Origin of the sequence: Ensifer sp. B1-9 (assembly GCF_050474445.1) — a bacterium.
Classification (GTDB): domain Bacteria; phylum Pseudomonadota; class Alphaproteobacteria; order Rhizobiales; family Rhizobiaceae; genus Ensifer.
Map to the genome: position 1 here is coordinate 176941 of NZ_JBCHVG010000013.1, position 24289 is coordinate 201229.

Genomic DNA, 24289 nt, shown 5'->3' on the forward strand with positions numbered 1-24289 from the left:
TAAAGAGCAGTCCAGAACTGCCAGAAAAGATCGTTCTGGAGTGTCCATGGAACAGAACTGGTTTTTTCCACCCCATGAAGGGATTCGCCTGGGTGACCTGGCGGATCAAATTGGGGCGGAGTTGGTGGATGTCGCGGTCGCAGGCCGCGCCGTCCGTTCGGTAGCGCCGGTCTATCGGGCAAAGCCCGGTGACGTCTGCTACATGTTGTCTCGCAAGAGCCGAGCCGAGCTTGATACGTGTGAGGCATCGGCGATCATCTGCGACAAGACGATCTCCAGCCTTGTGCCTACCCATATCCCGGTCCTGCTGGCGGCTCGCCCGCATACGGCCTTCGCCCTTGCCGGTACGTTGCTGCATGAGGTGGCGATGCGCCCCGCGCGCAACACCAGCCTCAAGGGCGTGGCGCCGGGCGCTTTCGTGGATCCGACCGCGCGCCTCGAAGACGGTGTCGAAGTCGAGCCCATGGCGGTCGTCGGAGCCGGCGCCGAAATCGGTCGCGGCACCCGCATTGCTGCCGGCGCGGTCATCGGCCCGGGTGTGCGCATCGGCCGTGACTGTACGATAGCCTCGGGCGCAAGCGTGCTCTGTGCTCTCATCGGCAACAGCGTGATCATCCATCCGGGTGCCCGTATCGGGCAGGATGGGTTTGGCTATGCCCCGGGTCCGAAGGGCGGAATGATCAAGATCGTTCAGGTCGGGCGCGTAATCATTCAGGATCACGTGGAGATCGGCGCCAACACGACGATCGACCGTGGCACGATGGATGACACGGTGATTGGCGAAGGTACGAAGATCGACAATCTCGTCCAGGTTGGCCACAACGTGCGCATTGGCCGCTATTGTGGCATCGTCAGCCAGGTCGGCATTGCAGGCAGCACGAAGATCGGCGACGGCGTGATGATCGGCGGCGGTAGCGGCGTCAATGGTCACATCACGGTCGGCGATGGCGTGCAGATCGCGGCGATGAGCGGCGTGGCAAGCGATGTTCCCGCCGGCGAACGTTATGGTGGTATTCCGGCGCGCCCGATGCGCGATTTCCTGCGCGATGTCGCGGAAATGGCGATGCGGGCAAGCGACAGACAGAAAAAGAAGAAGGGCGGCTCGGATGAGTGAGGCAGCAACGGTTCTCGGTACGGCGGACATTCAGGAAATTCTGAAGCTGCTCCCGCATCGTTATCCATTTCTGCTCGTCGATCGGATCATCGAGATCGACGGCGACAATTCGGCGATCGGCATCAAGAACGTCTCGGCGAACGAACCGCATTTCACCGGTCACTTTCCCGAACAGCCGATCATGCCAGGCGTCCTGCTTGTCGAGGGCATGGCGCAGACGGCCGGTGCGATCTGTGCCCGTAAGGTGGGGACCGGAACAAACCTCGTCTATTTCATGACCATCGACAATGCGCGGTTCCGCAAGCCGGTCGTTCCGGGCGATCGCGTCGAATTCCATGTCGTGAAGCAGAAGCAGCGCGGCAATATCTGGAAATTTCACTGTGATGCAAAAGTTGACGGGCAACTGGTCGCGGAAGCTGATATCGGCGCGATGATCGTCAGCAAGGAAGACGCCTGAACATGATTGCAGCAACAGCGAAGATCCACCCGTCCTCGATCATCGAAGACGGCGCTGTGGTCGGCGAAAACGTCAAGATCGGCCCTTTTTGCCACGTGGGTCCGAAAGTCGTTCTCGGCGACGATATTGAGCTTCACAGTCATGTCGTGGTGACCGGCCGCACAACCATCGGCAAGGGATCTAGGATCTTCCCGCAGGCCGTGATCGGCGCCGATTCGCAGAGCGTTCATCATAGCGCCGTCGATACGGAACTGCTGATCGGCACGAATTGTACGATCCGCGAAGGCGTGACGATGAACACGGGCACCGTCGAGCATGGCGGAAAGACGGTCGTCGGCAACAACAATCTCTTCCTGGCCTATTCACACGTGGCGCATGATTGCCGGCTCGGCAACAATATCATCCTGTCGAACAACGTGATGCTGGCAGGCCATGTCATGGTCGAAGATCGCGCCATTCTTGGCGGCGGCTGCGCGGTGCATCAGTTTACCCGTGTTGGCCGCCAGGCCTTCGTCGGGGGCCTCTCCGCCGTCAGCTACGACGTCATTCCCTACGGTATGCTGAACGGCAATCCGGGCGTGCTGAGCGGGCTGAACGTTGTCGGCATGACGAGAGCCGGGATCGACCGCGCAACGATCCACGTCGTTCGTCGTGCTTACAAGCAGATCTTTGAAGGCCCGGAGTCGATCCGTGCCAATGCGTCCGCCATTCGCGAAGAGTACGCCGACTGCGCACCGGTCGTCGAAATCCTCGATTTCATCGCGGCCGAGAGCGACCGGGCACTATCGTCGCCGTCCCGCGGCAAGGCGTGAGCGTGATGTCGGCTGCTGCGAGCCACGCAGCGACCGGCGGTCGGCTCGCAATCATCGCCGGCGGGGGCGCGCTGCCACACCATGTGGCCGAGGCCGTCCGGGCGCGCGGCGAAGATCCCTTCATCATCGCATTGTCGCGAGAGGCCGAAGAGGCCGATTGGGTCGGCTTCGATCATTCCGTCCTGGGGATCGGCGACTTTGCCAATATCAGCCGTACCTTCAGGGAAGAGGGGATCGATCGCGTCGTCCTGTCGGGCTGGGTTCGCCGCCGGCCCGAATGGCGTGATATTCGCCCGACGCTGAGAACGCTCGCAAAGATCCCGGCCGTCTTGAAGACGCTGGTCTCCGGTGGAGACGACGCCGTGCTGCGCATGGCCATGGCACTGATCGAGGCAAGCGGAGCCCATGTCATCGGCGTCCATGAAGTGGTGCCCAATCTTTTGGCGGAACCGGGGCCGATCGGTGCGGTCACGCCCGATGCCGACGACCGCCGCGACATCGAGGCCGGCATCGCCGCTGCCAATGCCCTCGGCGCTCTGGATGTGGGGCAGGGTGCTGTGGCCGTCGGTGGGCGCGTCGTGGCGCTGGAGGGCGCTGAAGGTACCGATGCGATGCTGGAGCGTGTCGTCGCCTTGAAGGCCGAAGGCCGTGTCTCGTCTCGCCGGCGGGGGGTGCTCGTCAAACTCTGCAAACCGGGGCAGGATCTTCGCGCCGACTTGCCGTCGATCGGCCCCTCTACCGTTGCGCTCGCAGAAAGGGCCGGTCTCGCAGGCGTCGCGGTCGAAGCTGGCAGGGCTCTGGTGCTGGAACGCGCCAACGTGATCGACGTGGCCGATCGCTCCGGTCTGTTTGTCGCCGGGGTCGAGCGATCGGCCAGGGGAGCCGAGCGATGAGTGCGTCGAGCTACAAACTCGCGGTGATCGCGGGGGAGGTCTCCGGAGACCTTCTGGGCGCCGATCTCGTCCGGGCGCTTCGGACGCAAAGCAGCGGCACGATAGAGCTCGTCGGTGTCGGTGGCGAGGCGCTGGAGGCCGAGGGCCTTCGTTCCCTTTTCGACTATTCCGAACTGTCCATCATGGGTTTTACCCAGGTGTTGGCACGATTGCCGAAGCTCATCATGCGCATTCGCCAGACGGCAAAGGCGATCATTGCCGCGCGTCCCGATGCGTTGCTGATCATCGACAGCCCGGACTTTACCCACCGCGTGGCGCGGAAGGTGCGTGCGGCACTGCCGGATGTGCCTGTGATCAATTATGTCTGCCCGAGCATCTGGGCCTGGAAGCCGGAGCGCGCGCCGCGCATGCGCGGCTATGTCGATCATGTTTTGGCCGTGTTGCCGTTCGAACCGGAGGCGATGCAGAAGCTGCAGGGCCCTCCGACGACCTATGTCGGTCATCGCCTCGCAAGCGATGCGAATGTGCTTGCGGTTCGGGCGAGCCGCCAGCAGCGCCTCGCCGGCGCCATGGATGGGCGCGTGTCGACGTGCCTCCTGCTGCCGGGCTCTCGTTCAAGTGAGGTTGGCCGCCTGTTGCCGATCTTCGGCCGCGTGGTCGAGGAGCTTGCCAGCCGGCATCCTGGCATCCGCTTCCTGTTGCCGACCGTTTCGCGGCAGGAGAATCTGGTGCGCGAAATCACGGCGTCCTGGCCCATTCAGCCGGAGATCACCGTGGGCGCGGCGGAAAAATGGGCCGCCTTCGATCAGGCCGATGCGGCGATCGCTGCCTCGGGAACGGTCCTCCTGGAGTTGGCGCTGGCCGGCGTTCCCGTCGTTTCGACCTACGATCCCGATTTCCTGGTGAAGCTTTTGCACAAGCGCATCCGCATCTGGAGCGGCGCCTTGCCGAATTTGATCGCGGACTTCCCGATCGTCCCGGAATACTTCAACCAGGCAATCCGCCCCGGTGCCTTGACGCGCTGGATGGAGCGGCTTTCCGGTGCAACGGCGCAGCGCGCCTCGATGCTGGATGGCTACGCAGTGGTACAGCAGCGCATGGCGACGAGCCGCCCGCCTGGAGAGATGGCGGCCGAGATTGTTCTCGGCTATCTCCAGAAGACCAATAGGTAAGCTTCATGGTTCCTTGGGCGCGCAGGATGCATCCCTCGATGCGCCGATGACGCTGAAACGATGCCCTGGGCTTCCGCCCGGCGGGGCCAATTTGCGACCGGCATTGCTTGCAGCCAGTCTGATGGAAACGCGTACGAGCCGATGTCGCGGCCCCCATAAACAAAAGCCCGGTCATCGCTGACCGGGCTTCGCTTTCTGCTCTGATACCGATCAGCGCTTGGAGACCGGCACGTAGTCGCGCTGCGGAGCGCCGACATAGAGCTGGCGCGGACGGCCGATGCGCTGTTCCGGATCTTCGATCATCTCGTTCCACTGGGCGATCCAGCCGACGGTGCGGGCGAGCGCGAAGAGCACGGTGAACATGGTGGTGGGGAAGCCCAGCGCCTTCAGCGTGATGCCGGAGTAGAAGTCGATATTCGGATAGAGCTTCTTCTCGATGAAATACTCGTCCGTGAGTGCGATGCGCTCGAGTTCCATCGCGACTTCGAGCAGCGGATCGTCCTTGTGGCCGAGCTCCGCGAGCACCTCATGCGTGGTCTTCTGCATGATCTTGGCGCGCGGGTCGTAGTTCTTGTAGACGCGGTGGCCGAAGCCCATCAGGCGGAACGGATCGTTCTTGTCCTTGGCCTTGGCGATGTATTCCGGAATGCGATCAGCCGTGCCGATTTCGGCGAGCATGTTGAGCGCAGCTTCGTTGGCGCCGCCGTGCGCCGGGCCCCAGAGGCAGGCGATACCGGCAGCGATGCAGGCGAACGGATTTGCGCCCGACGAACCGGCGAGACGAACGGTCGAGGTCGACGCGTTCTGCTCGTGGTCGGCATGCAGGATGAAGATGCGGTCCATGGCGCGCGACAGGACCGGATTGACCACATATTCCTCGCACGGAACGGCGAAGCACATGCGCAGGAAGTTGGAGGCGTAGTCGAGGTCGTTCTTCGGGTAAACGAAGGGCTGGCCGATGTGGTACTTATAGGCCATCGCTGCGATCGTCGGCATCTTCGCGATCATGCGCAGCGAGGCGACCATGCGCTGATGCGGATCGGTGATGTCGGTCGAGTCGTGATAGAAGGCCGACAGCGCGCCGACGCAGCCGCACATGACGGCCATCGGGTGCGCGTCGCGGCGGAAGCCGGTGAAGAAGCGCGACATCTGCTCATGCACCATGGTGTGGTGCGTGACGCGATAATCGAAGTCGGCCTTCTGTGCCTTCGTCGGCAGTTCGCCGTAGAGCAGCAGGTAGCAGACTTCCAGGAAGTCGCCGTGTTCTGCGAGTTGCTCGATCGGATAGCCGCGGTGCAGAAGCACGCCTTCGTCGCCGTCGATATAGGTAATCTTGGATTCGCACGACGCCGTGGAGGTGAAGCCCGGGTCGTAGGTGAACATCTTCGTCTGCTTGTACAGCGAGCCGATGTCCACGACGTCAGGGCCGATGGACCCCGATCGCACCGGAAGATCCGCAGACTTTCCATCGAGTGTTACAACCGCGGTTTTTTCAGTCATCGGACCCTCCGTCTTATGGCAACGTGGCACCGAGACAATGCCACGACAATGAACGTTGCGAATTTGCTATATGATTTATTTTCGACTGCCAAGCTGTACGAAAGGCAAATTGTGCGATGCGAAAATGTGCATATGGCGACGCAACAATGGCATGTTACGGCAATAAGTCCAAGGAGATCAATAATCTCCTCGGATGATGGTGCGGTACCATTCTATATAGGTTTGCCGCTTTTTTCAGCAGATAGCGCAACAGTTGCGGTTGTGGGCCTTTGGTCGCATGATCGAGCGCATATTCGGGGGAAAGAGCACTGGCGCAATGAGCGATACTGAAAGGCGGTATGCGTCGCACGACGCGGAGCGCGGCAGCTTCCTGTTGTCCGGTTCCGATCCCGCCAATGCCGTTACAGTCTTTGCTCCCAATGCGCCGCCTGCCTTGCTCTCGACACGGGTCAAAGGCGGGATGTCGCTGGTCTCGGCTCACCTCAGCCCGCGTCTGGTCAAGGAGTCTTTCGCCTCCGCGATCGAAGACGAGCGCGCGTTCGGTCACGGTTTTGTGTTGATACCGGTGCTGCTGAGCTTCGGTGTCCTCACTTGGCTGTCGCTCCCTTTTGATGTTGGAATCGCCAAACTTGCACTGCTGCTTTGCGTTTTTGGTATGGCGGCGGTGGCTTGTGTTGGAAAATCGGCATTGCTGCGGGCACCGCTGATCGCGGCGACGCTGTTTGTAGCGGGAATGGTGCTGATCGCGGCCGAGACAGCGTGTATCGATACAATTATCCTCGACGCACCGGTGACGACGAATGTGCGGGGCGTGGTGTTCTCTCGCGAACAGGACGACCGGGGCCAATGGCGCTACGGGGTAGAGGTTCGAGAGACGGCCAAGCCGCGCCTGCGCCGCCAGCCAACGAGAATAACGCTGGTGGCGCGGGGTCGGGACGAGCCGCTGCCAATAGGAGCGACCATCGAGGGCAGGGCGCGGCTGTCGCCGCCGTCCGGTCCGGCGCTGCCGGGTCTGAACGACTTTGCGTTTGACAGCTATTTCAGGGGCATCGGCGCAGTCGGCTTCTTCTACGGTTCGCCCACGAGCGGAAAAGCGCCTGCGCCCGGAGAATCGGAAGCGACCCCTTCCTTCAGCTCATCCTTGGCGACCAGTATCGCCTCGATACGAGAGGCAGTCGGAGAGCGCATCCGCACCGCGATCGGCGGCGATACCGGAGCACTTGCCGCTGCACTGGTGACGGCGGAAGAGCGTGCCATCAGCCGCGAGACGGTCGAGGTGTTGCGGCAAGCCGGCCTTGCGCATGTGCTGGCGATCTCGGGCCTCAACATGGCACTTGCCGCAGGAACCTTTCTTATCGGCGCCCGCACGGTTCTCAGCATGGTCCCTGGCCTGGCCCATCGCGTGCCGATCAAGAAGGTCGCGGCGGCCGGCGCACTGCTGATGGTCTGTTTTTACATTCTCATCGCCGGTGGCGCCGTGTCGGCATTGCGCGCCTGGATCATGATTTCGGTCATGCTCGTGGCGGTGTTTTTCGACCGCATGTCGATCAGCCTGCGCAACGTCGCGCTTGCGGCGATCGTCATCGTCTCGCTAACGCCGTCGGCGGTTGCCGGGCCGGGCTTTCAGATGTCGTTCGCCGCGACCCTTGCGCTCGTTGCCGGTTATGCGCGCTGGCGCGAGCGGCGGGAAACGGAGCTACCGGCGGCGGAGAGACGGAGCAAGGGAAGGGGGCTGGTCACGGGCGTGGTCGCCGGTGTTGTCATCACCTCGCTGATCGGCGGGTTGGCGACATCGGTCTATTCGATCGCCTATTTCCACAGGTTGCCGGCTTACGGTCTGCTCGCCAATGTTCTCACCATGCCGGTGATCAGCATCGTGATCATGCCGTTCGGCCTGTTCGCCATGCTTCTGATGCCACTGGGGCTTGAACACTATCCGCTGGTGGCAATGGCATGGGGCCTCGACCGAATGCTCGACATCGCCCGCTTCGTAACCTCGCTTGACGGCGAGATCGTCACTGGTCGCATCGGGCATCTCGGCTTTGTGCTGATTGCCACGGGCGGTGTTCTCGTCTGTGTATTGCGGAGTTGGCTGGCGCTGTCAGGGGCCCTGCTGATCTGCGCCGGTCTCGTCAGCCTCGCCGTGGAGCGCGACCGTCTTCCCGACGTCGTGATAGCCGAAGATGGCCGCCTCATCGGTCTCGTCGCGAACGGCGCGATTGCGACCAACAGGACGCGCCCGTCGGATTTCGTGTTTTCACAATGGCAGCGAGCACTCGCGCTGGGAAACCATCTTGCGCCGGTGACGCTTCCTGCGCCTGCCTCCGTCGATCCTTATCCGGCTACGGAGCCGACCGGGAAGGGCGCTCCGCCGCTCGACCAGGAAAACGTGGCCGCAATCCGCGCGGATCTGTCATCGGCGATCGAAGCGAACGCCGCGGGTGTCTTCATCTGCCGGGAAAAGCAATGGTGTGCGGCGCGCAACACTTACGGCTGGACGATCATCGCGCTCGAGAACCCGCGCCTCTTTCCAGCATTGTGCGGCCTGGCGGATTTGGTGGTGACCGCCGCCCGGGTTGATGGCGCGACGTGCCCGAGCGATCGCGCCCGTACTGTGAATGCACAGGCGCTGCGTCGTACGGGTGCAATCGAAATACGAGCGCAATCGGATACGGAGCAAGCGCCGCCCGCAATGCAGTTTCGGACGGCATTCACGACTCTTGCCCGCACGTGGGAACGGCACCGCGCCTATGACTGGCGGACGGCTACCTTCACGGATGATCCGCCAGGCTTTTGACGGCGGTCCCAGTGCGTGTCCTGTGCGCCGGGAGGTTGCGAAATTATTCTTGATTGATAAACTCCACAAATCCTTGTCATTCGGCTCCCCTTTGCGTAAAGAGCCCAAAATGCACGCAAGGGATGCGGCGGATGACGACCATCCCTTCGCTCTGACACGACGAAACGGACCAGTATGTGAGGAACAAGATGCCGAACCGAGCCCGATCGACGATCAATCTGCTGGTAGCCGCGATGCTCGGTCTGTCATCGGCTGCTTTGCCTGCGGTTGCGTTCGCTCAATCAGTGAGTGAAGTGACATCGTCAGCCCCGGTCACGAGCGGCAATCAGGAGACTGCCACCGGTTCGCCTGTGCAGGCGCCGGTCGCAGAGGGCCAGACCGCCGGCAGCGCACCGGTAAACCAGGCGACGCCAGCCACCAAGATGCAGCCTGCAGCGCAGGCCACGTCGCCTGAGGCTGTCCCCCTTGCTGTCGAGGGCACCGCTGCTGCAGCCGAAGGTGCGGCGAGCCCGGTGCTGCCACATGACCTCTCGCCGGTCGGCATGTTCATGGCAGCGGACGTGGTCGTCAAAAGCGTAATGATCGGCCTGGCAGTGGCGTCCATCGCCACCTGGGCCATCTTCCTGGTCAAGGCGCTGGAGCTCTTCGGTGCCAAGGCACGCCTTACCCGCGCGGTTCGTCTCCTGTCCGCCGCCAACGGGCTCGCCGATGTCAAGAATGCGTTCGATGGCAAGTCGGGCCCCGCGCCTGAGATGGTAACGGCGGCGATCGACGAAATGGTGCGTTCGGAGGCGGTGGTCGACCATGCGCCGGCAAATGGTATCAAGGAGCGCGTCTCTTCGCTGCTGAACCGCATCGAGGTTCGCGCCGGCAAGCGCATGGCCAGTGGAACCGGCATTCTGGCCTCGATCGGCTCGGTCGGTCCCTTCGTCGGCCTCTTCGGCACAGTGTGGGGAATCATGAATTCCTTCATCGGCATCAGTAAGGCGCAGACGACCAATCTCGCGATCGTCGCGCCCGGCATCGCCGAAGCGCTGCTCGCCACCGCAATCGGCCTCATCGCGGCCATTCCGGCAGTGGTGATCTACAACTACTTCGCCCGTTCTGTGGGCGGCTACAAGGTGATCCTTGCCGATGCGGCGGCCGCCGTAGAGCGGCTCGTCAGCCGCGACCTCGACCACCGCCTGGTCCGCAAGGCGCAGCCCCGCCGTCAGGAAGGCTTCGTCCATGGGGAAACGACCATCGCACGGATCGGGTGACCCATGGCCGGAAAGGTAAGCCAGGACGGCGGCGATCTCGACGAGAACAGCGAAATCAACGTCACGCCTTTCATCGACGTCATGCTCGTACTCCTGATCATCTTCATGGTGGCGGCACCGCTTGCCACGGTGGACATGAAGGTGGATTTGCCGCAATCGGCGGCAAAGCCCGCACCGCGCGACGACAAGCCGGTTTTCGTGACCTTGAAGGCCGATCTGGCGCTTGCGATCGGCAACGAAGAAACGGCCCGCGAGACCTTCGCCGACGAGCTGAAGCGCCTGACCGAGGGCAACACCGAGACGCGTGTGCTGCTGAGGGCCGACAAGGCCGTGGACTATGGCGAGCTAATGACGGTCATGAACCTCATCCAGAACGCCGGCTATACCAAGATCGCCCTCGTGGGCCTGGAAGGTGCGCCCGGGCGCTGACCTAGCCGGGGTCCATGCCTCAACGATGCGTCGTGCCCTGTCCGCACGCCGCCGCGCTTGGCCGATCAGGGCCCTTCTTCCCCGTTTTTCCGGCGCAATTTGCCGCTGTCGCTTGAATCCGGCGGGGCGGCGATTTAAGAGCTTACGTCAAAGGCTTTCCGTTGAGAGCCACAAGACGATCGCGCGGGCTTCTCCGAAAAGCGGCGCCGCGCCTATCCGGATACGAGGGCACTAGCATGAATTTCGAAGCAGCGCGCACCAAGATGGTGGACAACCAGATCCGCACGACGGATGTGACGTCCCACTCGGTCTTGTCCGCCTTCCTCACCGTGCCGCGCGAGGAGTTCGTGCCCGCCAAGATGAAGGAGCTCGCCTATATCGACACCGACATCGCGCTTGAAGGCACGAACGGCGCAGCCCCGCGATTCCTGATGGAGCCTTCGCCGCTCGCCAAGCTTCTGCAGCTTGCCGAGATCGCCAAGTCCGACGTCGTGCTCGAGATCGGCTGCGGCACCGGCTACGCTTCGGCGCTCTTGTCGCTGATCGCCGGTTCGGTCGTGGCGCTCGAAAGCGATCAGGGTCTTGCCGCCACCGCCACCGAGACCCTGGCGCGTCTCGGCTATGACAATATCGCCGTCGTCACCGGCGAACTCGAGAAGGGTTACGCCGCCGAAGCGCCGTACGACGTCATCTTCGTCCACGGTGCGGTGGAGGTGTTGCCTGCGGGTTTGTTCGAACAATTGCGCGATGGCGGCCGGCTCGTCGTGGTCGAAGGATTTGGCAACGCTTCGCGCGCTAAACTCTATGTGCACGAGCACGGAAGAACCTCCGAGCGTGCCGACTTCAACACTGCGGTGAAGCCGCTTCCCGGCTTCCGCCGCGAGCAGGAATTTGTTTTTTGAGGTCCCGCTTATTGAGGGACATCAACATTCAAATGCGCTGCTAAAATAACAATGTTGCCAATTCGCAACGGGGTGCTTGTTTCTTTTTGAAATGCCTGCGCAGAGTAGGTCTGCGCAGTTGTCGGAATCTGGAATCCGGGTTTCAAAGAGTGCAGTGGTAGTGATTTGCTCACCAGTGGGCGGTGTGAGCGCTTCATCGCCGTATCTAGGCGGCGCCGTTTTATAACGAGGACGGCGCTGCGGAAAATAGAGGGCAGGCTCTGCCGCCCCGATCGGAGAGAGAAGTAATGGTGTCGATTGTCCGTAAAGCGGCTCTGTGGGCCGCCGTTTCGACGAGTGTACTGGTTGCCCCGCATGCAGTACTGGCCGAGACGATATTCGGCGCAATGGCCAAAGCCTACGAGAACAACCCGGATCTGAATGCTGCACGTGCGGGTCTGCGCGCGACGGACGAGAGTGTGCCGATCGCCAAGTCTGGCTTTCGGCCCCAAGTCGCGGCTTTCGCAACGGGAACGCTTACGACTCTCGAAAGAGAGAAAACCAGGTCCCAAGACTTTCACCAGGGACAGGTCGGCGTCTCCATAACGCAGATGGTCTTCGACGGCTTTCAGACGCTGAACAACGTTCGCGCGGCCGAAGCGAACGTGTTCTCGACCCGCGAAACGCTGCGCGCCAACGAAATGCAGATCCTGCTCTCGGCTGCGACCATCTACTCCAACATCGCCCGCGATCAGCAGCTGGTCTCTATCCGCAAGCAGAACATCGCCTTCCTGCAGGAACAGGTGAACGCTGCCAAGGCGCGCCTGGACGTGGGTGAAGGCACGCGCACGGACGTGAGCCTTGCCGAGGCATCGCTCGCCAACGCGCAATCGCAGCTCATCGTGGCCGTCGCTCAGTTGAAGCAGAGCGAAGCGACCTATGTGCAGATCGTCGGCGACGTGCCGAAGGGCATCAAGCAGGCTTCGCCGGCTTCGAAGGGGCTGCCTCGCTCGCTCGATCAGGCTGTCGCAACGGGTCTGCGCGAGCATCCGACGATTCTGGCCGCGCAATATTCGGTCGACTCGGCAGGTTACCAGGTGAAGTCTGCGGAAGGCACGATGCTGCCGGGCGTCCGGCTTCAAGGCGAGGTCAGCCGCACCACCGGTAACGCCAGCACCAACGGTCTCGACAACAACACCTCGAGCATAACGGCGCGGCTGGAGGTTCCGATCTATCAGGGCGGCGCCGAATACGGTCAGATCCGCCAGGCAAAGGAACGCCTGGGGCAGCAGCGTATCCTGGTCGATTCGGCTCGCGCGGCTGTTCAGCAGACCATCGTTTCCGCCTATGCGCAGCTTGAAGCCGCGATTGCCCGTATTTCCGCCAACAAGGCGCAGATCTCCGCCGCCAAGCTGGCATTGGATGGCGTTATCGAAGAGCGCAAGGTCGGCCAGCGTACGACCCTGGACGTTCTCGATTCGCAGCAGGACGTGCTTCAGGCGCAGGAACTGCTCGCCCTGGCACAGCGCGACGCCGTCGTCGCCAGCTACACGTTGCTTGCGGCAGCCGCGAATCTTACGGTGAAGAGCCAAGGGTTGCAGGTTGCGGAGTACCGCGCCGAGCAACACTACGAGGCGGTCAAGGATAAATGGTTCGGTCTTCGAACCGTTGACGGTCGCTGAAGAAAACGCCCCGGTCTCCCCGGGGCGTTTCTATTTTTTCCCCTGAAAACAAATCTGTGCAAGAATCTGAGTGGCTGATTCGTGGCGTTTGTTTCGTCCGCGAACTCACATAAGGTTTGTCGGAAATCGGCGCATGTCCTGTCCTGAAGCACATGCCGGCCGTGCAAACGAGGATGGAAATGGCACAGCTCAATGTCGCGCGTGAACCTTCGATGGATGAGATCCTGGCATCCATTCGCAAGATCATCGAGAGCAATGAGCCTGGGCAGGCCGGGCCGCAGCAGCACTTCGAGGACGAGGCGGGCGACGAGATCGAGTTGACGATCGACCGCGAGATAGAGACGGTTGCCTTCGGACGGCGCGACGAGCTGACAGAAACAGCATCAAGGGCCGCACCAGCGGCGCCGGCCGTAGAGCTTTCCATCGTCCCATCCGAGGCTGGTACGGTGTCCGCACAGCCGCCGCTCTCCCTGGCGGATGTCGCAGCACGCGTTCGCGCTGCGTCGGAGCGTCACGCGACAGGGTTTGCCCCGCGTGACACGCAGCCAGTGGCGCCAGCGCCGGTGATTCAGGACAGCCCTGTCGTAACGTCACGCATGGCCGCGGTATCGGCCCCCAAGGCTCCGGCCGTTCAGCCGATTGCCGCCTCTGAAACGCACGCGGATGTGGAGGCCGTCGCTGCCCCCGGTTCATCGGAGCGTCGCGACAACCCTGAATCGCCAGTACAGGCAGCGGCACCGGTGGTCGACGCTCTGGCACCCGAGAAGGCGATCGCAGCCATCGTCTCTCCGGAAGTCGGCCGGAAGGTCGCGCAATCCTTCGACAATCTCGCTCTCGCGGTCGACCAGGGCGCGAGGCGTTCGTTTGACGAAATCGCCGAGGAGATGCTGCGGCCGATGCTGCAGGAATGGCTGGACGACAATCTGCCGACACTCGTCGAACGGCTCGTTCGCGAGGAAATCGAGCGTGTTGCCCGCGGGCCGCGTCGCTGAAATTCAGACCGTTTGACGCATGGGGCCGCGGCGACCGTCGCGGCTTTTTGCGTTCGTGTTGACTTGCACCGGCCGTTCCGGTTTACAAGACACAGACATCACTCTCCTAAATTGGCTCCAAAATGCTTGATAAGACCTACGATTCCGCATCCGTCGATCCACGTATCGCCAAGAAGTGGGACGAAGAAAACGCGTTTCGTGCAGGCGCGGGTGCCAAGCCCGGCGCCGACAGCTTCTGCATCGTGATCCCGCCGCCGAACGTCACCGGCTCGCTGCACATGGGCCACGCGCTCAACAACACGCTTCAGGACATCATGGTGCGCTTCGAGCGCATGCGCGGCAAGGATGTGCTGTGGCAGCCGGGCATGGACCACGCGGGCATTGCGACCCAGATGGTGGTCGAGCGCAAGCTGATGGAAACCCAGCAGCACCGTCGCCAGATGGGGCGTGAGGCCTTCATCGAGAAGGTCTGGGAGTGGAAGGCCGAGTCCGGCGGATTGATCTTCAACCAGTTGAAGCGGCTTGGCGCATCCTGCGACTGGTCGCGTGAACGCTTTACCATGGACGACGGTCTGTCGGAGGCGGTTCTGGAGGTCTTTGTCTCGCTCTACAAGGAAGGGTTGATCTACAAGGACAAGCGCCTGGTCAACTGGGACCCGAAGCTTCTGACGGCGATTTCCGATCTGGAAGTCGAGCAGCACGAGATCAATGGCAATCTCTGGTACCTGCGCTATCCGCTCGAGCCGGGTGTCAACTACGAACATCCGGTTGCCTTCAATGAGGAAGGCAAGGCTACCGAATGGGAGAAGCGCGACTATCTGGTCGTCGCGACCACCCGCCCGGAAACGATGCTGGGGGACAGCGGCATTGCCGTCAATCCGGATGATGAGCGCTACAAGCCGCTGCTCGGCAAGCACGTCATCCTGCCGATCGTCGGCCGGCGCATTCCCATTGTCGCCGACAGCTACGCGGACCCGACGGCCGGCACCGGCGCGGTGAAGATAACGCCTGCGCACGACTTCAACGACTTCGACGTCGGCAAGCGTGCAGGCCTGCGCGCGATCAACATCATGACGATCGACGGCCGCATCACCGTCAAGGACAACGAGGAGTTCCTCGAAGGGTTGACCGACCCGGCTGCCTTGCATGGCGCATGGGACGAACTCGAAGGCAAGGACCGGTTCGAGGCTCGCAAGATCATCGTCCGCATCTTCGAAGAGGCTGGCCTGCTCGACAAGATCGAACCGCACAAGCACATGGTCCCCCATGGCGACCGTGGCGGTGTGCCGATCGAGCCGCGCCTGACGGAACAATGGTACGTCGACGCCAAGACGCTGGCGAAGCCTGCGATTGCCGCGGTCAAGGAAGGCCGGACGAATTTCGTTCCGAAGAACTGGGAGAAGACCTACTTCGAATGGATGGAGAACATCCAGCCCTGGTGCGTCTCGCGTCAGCTCTGGTGGGGGCATCAGATCCCGGCCTGGTACGGCCCCGATGGTCAGGTCTTCGTCGAGAGGACCGAGGAAGAGGCGCTGCACGCCGCGATCCAGCACTATCTTGCGCATGAAGGTCCGATGAAGGCCTATGTCGAGGACCTGCTCGAGAACTTCAAGCCGGGCGAAATCCTGACGCGCGACGAAGACGTGCTCGACACCTGGTTCTCTTCGGCGCTCTGGCCGTTCTCGACGCTCGGCTGGCCGAACGAGACGCCGGAACTGGAGAAGTATTACCAGACCGACGTGCTGGTGACCGGCTTCGACATCATCTTCTTCTGGGTTGCCCGCATGATGATGATGGGCCTTCACTTCATGAAGGATGCAGACGGCACCCCGGTCGAGCCGTTCCATACGGTCTACGTCCATGCGCTCGTTCGCGACAAGAACGGCCAGAAGATGTCGAAGTCGAAAGGCAACGTCATCGACCCGCTCGAACTCATCGACGAATATGGCGCCGATGCACTGCGCTTCACGCTGGCGATCATGGCCGCCCAGGGCCGCGACGTTAAGCTCGATCCCGCTCGTATTGCCGGCTACCGCAACTTCGGCACGAAGCTCTGGAATGCGACGCGCTTTGCTCAGATGAACGGCGTGGTCGACAGCGAAGGCTTCATCCCCGAAGCCGCATCGCTGACCATCAACCGTTGGATCCTGACGGAGCTTTCGCGCACCATCCGCGACGTCACCGAGGCGATCGAGGCCTATCGGTTCAACGAAGCGGCCGGCAGCCTCTACCGTTTCGTCTGGAACCAGTTCTGTGACTGGTACCTCGAACTGCTGAAGCCCGTCTTCAATGGCGAGGACGAGGCAGCCAAGCGCGAGTCGCAGGCCTGCGTCGCCTACGTTCTCGACGAGATCTACAAGCTGCTGCACCCCTTCATGCCGTTCATGACCGAGGAACTCTGGGGGCAGACGGCGAGCGAAGGCCGCGAACGCGAGACGCTGCTCTGCCACGCCGAATGGCCGGCAGCTTCCTACGCCGACGATGCCGCTGCCGACGAGATCAACTGGCTGATCGACCTCGTTTCGGGCATCCGCTCGGTTCGCTCCGAGATGAATGTCCCGCCGGCGGCAACGGCGCCGCTGATCGTCGTCGGTGCGAACAACCTGACGCGCGAGCGGCTCCAGCAGCATGCCCCGGCAATCGCCCGCCTGGCGCGTGTCGAACACATCGACCATGCGTCTGTCGCTCCGCGCGGCAGCGCGCAGATCGTCGTCGGCGAGGCGACTGCGTGCCTGCCGCTCGGCAACCTGATCGATCTCTCCGCCGAGAAGTCGCGCCTGGAGAAGGCGATCTCCAAGGTGGAGGCAGAGCGCGAGCGTATTCTTGGCAAATTGGCCAATGAAAAGTTCGTCGCGAACGCAAAGCCTGAACTGGTGGAAGCAGAGCGTGAGCGCCTGGTAGAGCTCGATCTTCAGAAGGAATCGCTTGGCGTCGCTCTCACCCGCGTGGCGGAAGCCGGTTAAGAAGCACGCTAGGGGTGTATTCGCCCCAGGACCAGGTGACCAAGGAAATCAGAATCCGCGACAGCAATGTCGCGGATTTTTTATTTTAGCATAACCGGATATACTTGCGCGCGTGAGCTTCGCGATCGAATCTCCGGGCCGAATACTGTAGACCGTTCACGAAATCGCCTGGCACGTGCCGGCGGAGTTTCAATGGCCATTTTTGTTGTCTCCAGCAAAAACCAATATTGTTGTCTATGCGACACAGCTTTCGCGAGTGTTGGAAGTTTTTCCTATTTTATTGGCTTATTTACCTATTCCCCGGAATATCATTTCGGAAATGCGCGAATGTGTCTAAATCATGAGAATCTTACGTAAATCATGTGACCCATAGTGCCGCACCACCTCTGCCTCCGGCATTTGCGATTTCACATGTTCGTGAGAATACTTTCGCCACACGCGGCATGAGGTGGAATGTCGCAGAGTGCAGTGCAGGGGAGGAGCTTGATGGCTCACATGAATTTTAAGCGTGGCGTCCTGACGGTGGCGGCTGGTTTGCTGTTTGCGTCGGCGGCCCACGCCGGCGGTCTGGAGCGCGGTGGCTACAACATCGACCTACTGTTCGACCCGTCGGACTACGCGGCAGAAGCGTCGGCGACCTACGTCAATCCGCAGCGCGAACTCAACAACGTCGTGGATCTCAACCCGTTGAACGGTACGCCTGGTGGTCCGTCCAGTGGCGTTCGCGATACCGAGAGCTACTGGGTGCCGCGCGTCGGCATCAAGGCCGGGATCGGCGAAGGCTTCGACTGTATGGCTGATTATTCGCAGCCCTGGGGCGCGCACTCGAATCCCGGCGTTAACTGGGCGGGCGCGAACGACAACAGCGAAACGAAGGTCGAGAGCGACAACTACGCCGCCACCTGCTCCTACAAGTGGGCGGTCGGCCCGGGCCAGTTCCGCGTCATCGGTGGCGTCTTCTATCAGGAAGTCGGGGGGTTCAAGGAGCGTCTCGTTTCGCCAGCGATCCCGCCGCTCGGCTTGAGCGGTGTCGGTCGCCTGGATCTCGAGGGTGACGGCTGGGGATGGCGTGCCGGCGTTGCCTATGAAATTCCTGAATACGCGGTCCGTGCGAGCCTCGTCTACAACAGCGCCGTCGATCTCGACAATCTCTCGGGCTCGATCGATCTGCGTGATGTGGCGCTTGGTCGAGGCCCCGGTGGGATGCCCATCATCGGCACCAAGTATGATGTCTTCGGCAACGCTTCCATGCCAGATTCGCTGGAATTGAAGGTGCAGTCGGGTATCGCCCCGGATTGGGTGGCGTTCGGCTCGGTCAAGTGGACCGACTGGAGCCAACTCCAGGTTCTGAGTTTCTGCCCGCGTACGGCCAGCCCGCTCACGCCCTGCACCAGCCTCAACTTGCTCTACCGTGACGGCTGGACGATCTCGGGCGGTATCGGCCACAAGTTTACCGATAAGCTTAGCGGTGCAGCCAGCATCACCTGGGACCGCGGGACGAGCCACGGCTTCGGCACGCAGACCGATACCTGGGCATTCGGCACCGGGCTTTCCTATGCCGCGACTGAGAACGTCGAGTTCCGCCTCGCCGGTGCGGTCGGCATTCTGACGGGCGGCAGCTCCGGCCCGCAAGTGTATCAGGGTCAGCCCGTCGGTACCGACGTGAAGTACGATTTCGACGACGACTTCTTCGCGGCCGTCTCGACCTCGGTCAAGATCAAGTTCTGACCCTTCGTTAATCTGACTGTTCCGGGCCCGGTTTCAACCGGGCCTTTCTTTTGGTGTGGAGTGTTTAACCAAGCGCCAGCAGCGTCCCGCAATGTGACGATTCAGCAACACATTTAATGCTAGAGTTTGTTAGCATCGGACTCGTCCCGGCTACGTCCATTTCCCGCCACAAACAGGGAGCAGCGATAGTAGGGACAAACCTGCAACGTGAAAACGAAACCTGCGGCGTTTGGTGTGAAATGAAACTTGGACTGTCGATCTTCATGTCAGATGTGGCCTCCGGTGCCTTTGTGCAAGTGGTCGACTGAAATGGTCTTTTCGGTGGGTGTGTCGAAGTTTCGTTCTGGAATGGGCGCGTCGATATCGTCGACGGATGTGGTGAAGTTTTGGGCGGCGGCGGGTCGCCCGGGTGTTTGTGTTTGCAGCGGTGATGAGTTCGGCGTGGCCGGCTGGAACGGAAGAATTAGACTGTGATGCTTGCGGGTGAACTGAAGTCACTGAAGGTTGCGATACTCGGCGTGTCGCTGGCGGTCTGCGGGACCATCACCATGCCGGCTCTTGCCTTTGATCCGGGGGCAGGCGTTACGAAGGAATCCGGTCCATTCGCGCTCTTCAAGTTCGGTTTCTCCGCTTACAAGAACGGTCGCAAAGACGAGGCGATCGAAGCCTACAAATATGCAGCGGAGAAGGGGCATACCGGCTCTCGCTGGGCTCTGGCCAATATGTATGCCTATGGCGACGGTGTCGCCGAGAACGACCTCGAAGCCTTCAAGATCTATAGCGAGATCGCCCAGCAGGGCGTCGAACCGGGCTCCGAGGATACCGGTTACTTCGTCAACGCATTGATCTCTCTTGCCGGCTACTACCGACGCGGCATTCCCGACAGCCCGATCAAGTCGGATATGGCCCAGGCGCGGCAACTCTATTTCCAGGCGGCGTCGACCTTTGGGGTCGCCGAGGCGCAGTTCCAGCTCGCGCGCATGCTGCTCTCGGGCGAAGGCGGCAGTGTCAACGTTCAGCAAGCCAAGAAATGGCTCAATCGGGCCCGCAAGAGCGGCCATGCCGGCGCCATGGGTGTCTTCGGCAACGTGATTTTCCAGGAAGGCCAGACGGTTCGTGGTCTCGCCTATATGACCGCCGCACTCGACCAGTGTTCGCCGAAGGATCGGCCCTGGATGCAGTCGATGCAGGAGCAAGCGTTCTCGCTGGCGAGCGAGGACGATCGTCGCACGGCAATCGCACTGTCGCAAAACCTGCACATGCAGGGCGACGACGACTGATCTCGCCGCAGGACAATCCCAATAACAGCAGAGCTGAGACGGAATAGCCGAACGGCCGTTCCGCGCCTCAAGCGGCGGCGAAGGCAAACTCGCCGATGACGGGAACGTGGTCCGAGGGCTTTTCCCAGGCACGGACATGTTTGTCGATCGATGTTGAAACCAACCGATCGGCCGCCTCCGGCGACAGCATCAGATGGTCGATGCGAATGCCGAAATTCTTGGGCCAGCAGCCGGCCTGATAATCCCAGAACGTATAGAGCGGGACCGCGTCCGATGTCGTCCGCACGGCGTCGGTGAAGCCGAGATTGCGCAGGCGTCGAAAGGCCGCGCGTGTTTCAGGCAGGAAGAGAGCGTCGTTCTGCCAGACCTTGATGTCCCAGCAGTCATGCTCCTCCGGGATGACATTGTAGTCGCCGGCCAGGATGAAGGGCTCTTCGAGCAGAAGCCGCTGCTCGGCATAGGCGGCAAGCCGGCGCATCCAGGAAAGCTTGTAGGGGTACTTCTCGCTATCGACGGGATTGCCGTTCGGCAGGTAGAGCGAGCAGACGCGGATCACGCTGCCGGCGACCGAAAACACGCCTTCGATGAAACGGGACTGCTCGTCCGAATCGTCTCCGGGCAGTCCGCGATTGACTTCGTCCGGACGCAGCTTGGAGAGGAGGGCGACACCGTTGAAGCCCTTCTGGCCATGGGTCTCGACATGGTAGCCGAGCGCCTCGATTTCCAGACGAGGAAAGCCGTCGTCGACAGATTTGATTTCCTGGAGGCAGACGATGTCCGGATTGGCTTCCTTGAGCCACGCCAAGAGGCTGTCGATTCGCGCCTTGACGCCATTGATGTTCCAGGTCGCAATCTTCATGGCTCGAAACGCCCTTCCATATCGGTGAGTCCTTGACGCCGAGAATCTTCTAGCTGCTCCGGATTCTTTTGACAAATCCGATACCTGCGGCCTTTCAGTCCTGCGGGAAAGGTGCAACGACGGCGTGCGGCGCCGACCACAGTTTATACGGTATAGGTGCGGGTGCTCGAATTGATTCCGGTTCATGGCCGGCTATAGTCCGGCGCATGATCGATCTCGTGCAGAACTACTGGCCGCATATCCTGGCGCTGTTGTCCTTCGCGCTTGGCATCCCGGCTGCCATTCACGCCGCCATGACCAAGGACGATGTTCGCGCCGCCGCCGGCTGGGTCGGTGTCGTTCTGCTCTCGCCGATCGTTGGGGCCTTGCTTTATGCCGTTGCCGGTATCAACCGTATCCGTCGCTCCTCGATCGGCTCGCAGCGCGCACTGTTGCGCGGGCAGGGCCCCGATCAGTTCGGCAGGTTCGATATCTCCGAAACGGACATTGCCGGACGCTTCGGGAACCGCTTTGCCGCGATGAAGATTCTCGGGGATCGTGTTTCCCGCCATCGCATGTGTTCCGGCAACGGCATCGAGGTGCTGGCCGGCGGAGACGCTGCCTATGCAGCCATGCTGACGGCCATTGCCGGTGCACAGCGCAGCATCCTGATCGAGAGCTACATCTTCGATCGCGACGTGGTCGGCCTTCGCTTCGCCGATGCCTTGATCGCCGCGGTCGCGCGCGGCGTCGAGGTGCGCGTGCTGATCGACGCAGTCGGCGCGCGCTACTCCGTGCCCAGCATTGTCGGTCATTTGAAGGCCGCTGGCGTTCCGACGGCCGTCTTCAACGGCAATATCATCATGGGGCTGCGGCTGCCCTATGCCAATCTGCGCACGCACCGGAAGATCCTCGTCGTCGACGGACGGGTTGCCTTTGCCGGTGGCATGAACATCCGCGCCGGCTTTACCAACGAGATCGCCGGCGAAATACCGGCGCTCGATACGCATTTTCGCGTGAGTGGCCCGGTGGTCGCCGACATTTTTCAGGTCGCCGCCGAGGACTGGCAATTTTCCAGCGGCGAGATGCTGACGGGCAGCGCCTGGACGCTCGAAGACATGCCCCCGCCGGCAGATGCACCTTCCGTGCTGATGCGCGCCGTACCTTCGGGGCCGGACGCCACGAACGAAACCAACCACAAGATACTGATGGGGGCATTCTCGGTGGCGCGGAAGAGCATCCGCTTGATGTCGCCCTATTTCCTTCCGGACCGCGAGCTGATCAGCGCTTTGGTTACTGCAGCCCGCCGGGGCGTCGACGTCGATATCATCGTTCCCGCGGTCAACAACCTCCTCTTGGTCGATCGCGCGATGACCGCGCAATTCGACCAGGTCTTGAAAGGCCACTGCCGCGTTTGGCGTGCCGCGGGCGCCTTCAACCATTCGAAGCTCTTGATCGTGGATGAGTGCTGGGCCTATGTCGGATCGACCAATCTCGACCCGCGCTCGCTGCGGCTCAACTTCGAGTTCGATCTCGAAGTGCTGGACGACGGTTTTGCCCATACGATCAGCGGCATGATATCGGATGTTCAGGCCTCGGCCGAGCCCGTCACGCTCGAGGCATTGCGCGCCAAGCCGCTCGTCGACCGGCTGGCGAACCGTTTGCTTTGGCTCGGGTCGCCATATCTGTGACGGCGACCTCGATCGGGCCATCTGGCCGTGTCAGATGGAAAAACTCGTTCCGCATCCGCAGCTTGCGACCGCGTTCGGATTCTTGATCTGAAACGACTGGCCGAGCAGGTTGTCGACGAAGTCGATTTCCGAGCCGCCCATATAGACGAGCGAAAGGCTGTCGATCAAAACCTTGGCGTCGTTCTTCTCCAGCACCAGGTCGTCGTCGTTTGCGCTGTCGACCAGGTCGAACTTGTAGGAGAAGCCTGAGCAGCCGCCGCCTTCCACGGACACCCGCATGGCATTGTTGTGACTGTCCGAACGAAGGATCGTGGCGATCCGCTTTGCAGCAGCGTCCGAAAGGGTCACGGTTTCTTGCGTCATATCTGCCTCCTGCCGGGGTCAAGAACCGGAGAGATTTGATTGTTGTTCCAGCAATGTCCCGGCCGCCTCTGGAGGTGGTTTCAACTCCCGCGGCCAAGCCGTTGCTTTCGCTTACGGAATCGGTCGATGCTTGCGCGACGCGTTTCCGTGGCTTTCACTATAGGTATGAAGGCTTCAATGTCCCGTCAATGGGATGACGATTTGGGTGCAAAATGACATTCGACAAAAATGCGCTGGGCTTCGGTTATGGTGAACACGCGCCGTTCGCGTCGAATCCCTGGGCGACGCGCGGCAGGCTCTATCCGGAAGCATCGAGCGCGACACGTTCGGATTTCCAGCGTGATCGCGACCGAATCGTGCACACGACGGCTTTTCGCCGGCTGAAGCACAAGACGCAGGTCTTCATCGCTGCCGACGGCGACCATTACCGCACGCGGCTGACGCACACGATCGAAGTGGCCCAGATCGCGCGCGCACTCGCCCGCGCGCTCAAGCTTGACGAGGATCTCGCCGAAGGGGTCGCCCTCGTTCACGATTTCGGTCACACGCCATTCGGGCATACGGGCGAGGACGCCTTGCACGAGATGCTGAAGCCCTATGGCGGTTTCGATCACAATGCCCAGTCGCTGCGCATCGTCACGAAACTCGAACGGCGCTACGCCGAGTTTGACGGGCTGAACCTGACCTGGGAAAGCCTGGAGGGATTGGTCAAGCACAATGGGCCGCTGCTGACGCTCGACGGGCAGGGCACGCGCGGGCCGGTGCCGCAGCCGATCCTCGATTATTGCGCGCTGCACGATCTGGAGCTGGCGAGCTATGCGAGCCTTGAAGCGCAGGTCGCGGCCATCGCCGACGACATTGCCTACAACACTCATGACATCGACGACGGCCTGAGGGCCGGCTATCTGACCTTCGAGATGCTGGAAGACGTGCCGTTCCTTGCCCGTCTGATGCGCGAGGTCCATGACCGCTATCCCGGCCTTGAAAGCAGCCGCTTCACGCACGAAATCATGCGTCGCCAGATCACGGCGATGGTCGAGGACGTGATCGGTGTCGCCCAGAAACGCATCGCGAACATTCGCCCGGAGAGCGCGGCCGAGGTGCGTCAGGCGGGTACGGTCATGGCGACCTTCTCCGACGAGATGAGCGAGACCGACAAGCAGATAAAGCGCTTGCTGATGACCCGCATCTACCGGCACCCCGAAGTGATGCGGGTGCGGGAGGGAGCGGCGTCGATCGTCTGCGATCTCTACAATGCCTTCATGGATGATCCGCAATTAATGCGGGAGCATTATTGGATCGATCAGATTGCCGGCATGGCCAAACCGGCACGGGCCCGTCATGTCGGCGACTATCTTGCCGGCATGACCGATACTTTCGCAATCAGCGTGCACAAGCGCTTGTTTGACCACACGCCGGATTTGCGGTAGGGACGCCC

At 61.6% G+C, this 24289-nt stretch carries 19 protein-coding genes; 16 read left to right on the forward strand and 3 right to left on the reverse strand.

Annotated features, from left to right (window positions below):
- The first annotated feature begins 46 nt into the window (after positions 1-46).
- The 5 genes from lpxD to lpxB are packed head-to-tail and all read left to right on the forward strand — an operon-like array spanning position 47 to position 4448.
- The gene (gene lpxD / locus ACQ5BM_RS24490; RefSeq protein WP_429817002.1) at positions 47-1114 is read left to right on the forward strand and encodes a UDP-3-O-(3-hydroxymyristoyl)glucosamine N-acyltransferase; all 1068 of its coding nucleotides are present in this window, start codon (positions 47-49) and stop codon (positions 1112-1114) included.
- A complete protein-coding gene (fabZ, locus tag ACQ5BM_RS24495) occupies positions 1107-1571 on the forward strand; it encodes a 3-hydroxyacyl-ACP dehydratase FabZ (protein ID WP_034796695.1) in 465 nt (154 codons plus the stop codon). The genes lpxD and fabZ overlap by 8 nt, the downstream gene beginning before the upstream one ends.
- A gap of 2 nt (positions 1572-1573) precedes the next feature.
- Positions 1574-2383 (forward strand): acyl-ACP--UDP-N-acetylglucosamine O-acyltransferase, encoded by an 810-nt coding sequence (lpxA, locus tag ACQ5BM_RS24500; protein ID WP_429817004.1) that lies wholly within the window; start codon positions 1574-1576, stop codon positions 2381-2383.
- Between the two features lie 5 nt (positions 2384-2388).
- Positions 2389-3276 carry an LpxI family protein gene (locus ACQ5BM_RS24505; RefSeq protein WP_429817007.1) on the forward strand — a complete coding sequence of 296 codons (888 nt, stop codon included), beginning with the start codon at positions 2389-2391 and terminating at the stop codon, positions 3274-3276.
- A complete protein-coding gene (lpxB, locus tag ACQ5BM_RS24510) occupies positions 3273-4448 on the forward strand; it encodes a lipid-A-disaccharide synthase (protein ID WP_429817009.1) in 1176 nt (391 codons plus the stop codon). Before ACQ5BM_RS24505 ends, lpxB begins: the two co-directional genes overlap by 4 nt.
- Before the next feature lie 210 nt (positions 4449-4658).
- Here the strand turns inward: lpxB and gltA are convergent, their stop codons facing one another.
- Complete coding sequence (gene gltA, locus ACQ5BM_RS24515; RefSeq protein ID WP_173516397.1) at positions 4659-5948, reverse strand: citrate synthase; 1290 nt, start codon at positions 5946-5948, stop codon at positions 4659-4661.
- A gap of 460 nt (positions 5949-6408) precedes the next feature.
- Between gltA and ACQ5BM_RS24520 the strand changes: the two genes are divergently transcribed.
- The 9 genes from ACQ5BM_RS24520 to exoR all read left to right on the forward strand — a co-directional run bounded on the left by ACQ5BM_RS24520 (position 6409) and on the right by exoR (position 19959).
- Entirely contained in the window at positions 6409-8745 is a 2337-nt protein-coding gene (locus tag ACQ5BM_RS24520) for a ComEC/Rec2 family competence protein (RefSeq protein WP_429817209.1), read from the forward strand.
- A gap of 188 nt (positions 8746-8933) precedes the next feature.
- Positions 8934-10004 (forward strand): tonB-system energizer ExbB, encoded by a 1071-nt coding sequence (exbB, locus tag ACQ5BM_RS24525; protein WP_429817012.1) that lies wholly within the window; start codon positions 8934-8936, stop codon positions 10002-10004.
- Between the two features lie 3 nt (positions 10005-10007).
- Entirely contained in the window at positions 10008-10433 is a 426-nt protein-coding gene (exbD, locus tag ACQ5BM_RS24530; RefSeq protein ID WP_057255784.1) for a TonB system transport protein ExbD, read from the forward strand.
- Between the two features lie 236 nt (positions 10434-10669).
- The gene (locus tag ACQ5BM_RS24535; protein WP_173516402.1) at positions 10670-11335 is read left to right on the forward strand and encodes a protein-L-isoaspartate O-methyltransferase family protein; all 666 of its coding nucleotides are present in this window, start codon (positions 10670-10672) and stop codon (positions 11333-11335) included.
- A gap of 287 nt (positions 11336-11622) precedes the next feature.
- The gene (tolC, locus tag ACQ5BM_RS24540; protein WP_429817016.1) at positions 11623-12996 is read left to right on the forward strand and encodes an outer membrane channel protein TolC; all 1374 of its coding nucleotides are present in this window, start codon (positions 11623-11625) and stop codon (positions 12994-12996) included.
- A gap of 179 nt (positions 12997-13175) precedes the next feature.
- Positions 13176-13988 (forward strand): DUF2497 domain-containing protein, encoded by an 813-nt coding sequence (locus ACQ5BM_RS24545; protein ID WP_429817019.1) that lies wholly within the window; start codon positions 13176-13178, stop codon positions 13986-13988.
- Positions 13989-14110: 122 nt separating this feature from the next.
- Positions 14111-16951 (forward strand): valine--tRNA ligase, encoded by a 2841-nt coding sequence (locus tag ACQ5BM_RS24550; RefSeq protein WP_429817022.1) that lies wholly within the window; start codon positions 14111-14113, stop codon positions 16949-16951.
- Between the two features lie 486 nt (positions 16952-17437).
- Positions 17438-18679, forward strand: a complete 1242-nt coding sequence (locus tag ACQ5BM_RS24555) for an outer membrane protein transport protein (protein WP_429817025.1) — start codon at positions 17438-17440, stop codon at positions 18677-18679.
- Between the two features lie 473 nt (positions 18680-19152).
- Positions 19153-19959 (forward strand): exopolysaccharide production regulator ExoR, encoded by an 807-nt coding sequence (gene exoR / locus ACQ5BM_RS24560; RefSeq protein WP_429817027.1) that lies wholly within the window; start codon positions 19153-19155, stop codon positions 19957-19959.
- A gap of 67 nt (positions 19960-20026) precedes the next feature.
- Here exoR and xth read toward each other — a convergent pair whose 3' ends face one another.
- Complete coding sequence (gene xth / locus ACQ5BM_RS24565) at positions 20027-20818, reverse strand: exodeoxyribonuclease III (protein ID WP_429817030.1); 792 nt, start codon at positions 20816-20818, stop codon at positions 20027-20029.
- Between the two features lie 206 nt (positions 20819-21024).
- On the opposite strand from xth, the gene ACQ5BM_RS24570 reads away from it, so the two are divergent.
- Positions 21025-22488: a phospholipase D-like domain-containing protein gene (locus ACQ5BM_RS24570; protein WP_429817032.1), complete on the forward strand. Its 1464-nt coding sequence runs from the start codon at positions 21025-21027 to the stop codon at positions 22486-22488.
- 30 nt (positions 22489-22518) lie between these two features.
- On the opposite strand, the gene erpA is transcribed toward ACQ5BM_RS24570, so the two are convergent.
- Complete coding sequence (gene erpA, locus ACQ5BM_RS24575) at positions 22519-22851, reverse strand: iron-sulfur cluster insertion protein ErpA (RefSeq protein WP_057255803.1); 333 nt, start codon at positions 22849-22851, stop codon at positions 22519-22521.
- 212 nt (positions 22852-23063) lie between these two features.
- Between erpA and ACQ5BM_RS24580 the strand changes: the two genes are divergently transcribed.
- Positions 23064-24281, forward strand: coding sequence for a deoxyguanosinetriphosphate triphosphohydrolase (locus ACQ5BM_RS24580; RefSeq protein ID WP_429817035.1), 1218 nt, complete (start codon positions 23064-23066; stop codon positions 24279-24281).
- The last annotated feature ends 8 nt before the right edge of the window (positions 24282-24289 follow it).